The sequence below is a fragment of the Aeromonas sp. 604176 genome (assembly GCF_049170755.1).
Taxonomy (GTDB): domain Bacteria; phylum Pseudomonadota; class Gammaproteobacteria; order Enterobacterales; family Aeromonadaceae; genus Aeromonas; species Aeromonas veronii_A.
Genome location: NZ_JAAKNE010000270.1, coordinates 1 through 1,071 on the forward strand (window position 1 = coordinate 1; position 1,071 = coordinate 1,071).

At 52.8% G+C, this 1,071-nt stretch carries 2 protein-coding genes and 2 tRNA genes; all 4 read right to left on the minus strand.

The features are described from left to right. Positions 1 to 357, minus strand: a 357-nt coding sequence (rimP, locus tag G5358_RS21250; RefSeq protein ID WP_421324898.1) for a ribosome maturation factor RimP, incomplete at its 3' end; no start/stop codon positions are given. A 166-nt stretch (positions 358 to 523) separates the two neighbouring features. Beyond that, positions 524 to 600: transfer RNA gene (locus G5358_RS21255), tRNA-Met, on the minus strand. Positions 601 to 691: 91 nt separating this feature from the next. After that, a tRNA-Leu gene (locus tag G5358_RS21260) sits at positions 692 to 776 on the minus strand. Positions 777 to 783: 7 nt separating this feature from the next. Then, positions 784 to 1,071: preprotein translocase subunit SecG (gene secG / locus G5358_RS21265; RefSeq protein WP_421324899.1), on the minus strand; the 288-nt coding region annotated here is incomplete at its 5' end.

The following is a 1,071-nucleotide window of genomic DNA, read 5'->3' on the forward strand; positions in this document are numbered from 1 at the left end:
TTTGATTACGCCTTTGAACTTGCGGCGGTTGTTTGTTGCCATCCGAAGCGTTACCGCCGCCTCTTGGCCAACGTATTTTTCGAACTGGGCAACCTTGAACAGGGGGCGATCCAGACCCGGGGAAGATACCTCGAGGTAATACTCCTCGGTGATAGGATCTTCTACGTCCATAATGGCGCCAACCTGATGGCTGACCTCAGCACAGTTCTCAACGGTCACGCCCTGCTCGCCGTCGATATAGACGCGCAAGGTGGAGTGTTTACCCGCGCGGATAAACTCAATACCCCAAAGTTCAAAACCCAAGGCAACGACCGGAGCCTCGAGCAGATCGGTCAAACGTTGTTCCAACGTAGCCAAAGTCACCCTCCGAAAAACAAAAAAAGGGCATAAAGCCCAGATAGAGATCGATTCAGAGTAAATCGCACATAACAAAAAGCCCCGATGTCAAATCGGGGCTTGGCGCTTTACCCTGATTGTCGCCTCGCAGCGACCGCCTTCCTGAGCGTAGGAAATGCGTGAAATTTGGTTGCGGGGGCCGGATTTGAACCGACGACCTTCGGGTTATGAGCCCGACGAGCTACCATGCTGCTCCACCCCGCGTCCGAAATCGTGCGAGATTATAGCCACTTCATTCTTTCTATACAAGAGTGACTTGGCTATAACATCCCGGTTACCCGGGTCACTGCTTAATTGGTGCCGTGGGCGGGACTCGAACCCGCACACCCTAGAGCACTACCCCCTCAAGATAGCGTGTCTACCAATTCCACCACCACGGCAAAACTCTTATTCGGGAACGTCAGTATCTTTCTTCACTGGCGCTTTGGTCTGCTCAACCTGTTGGGTTTGTTGCAGATTTTCCCATTCACTGCCCTGTTTTACCTTGTTGCTGGACATAGAGCCGAGCACCAGGCTGATTACGAAAAACAGAGTAGCCAAAATTGCTGTTGTTCGGGTCAGGAAGCTGCCTGAACCACTGGAGCCGAATACAGTGTTCGATGCCCCTGCGCCGAAGGAGGCGCCCATATCAGCCCCTTTACCTTGCTGAATCATCACCAGACCAATCAGAGCCAG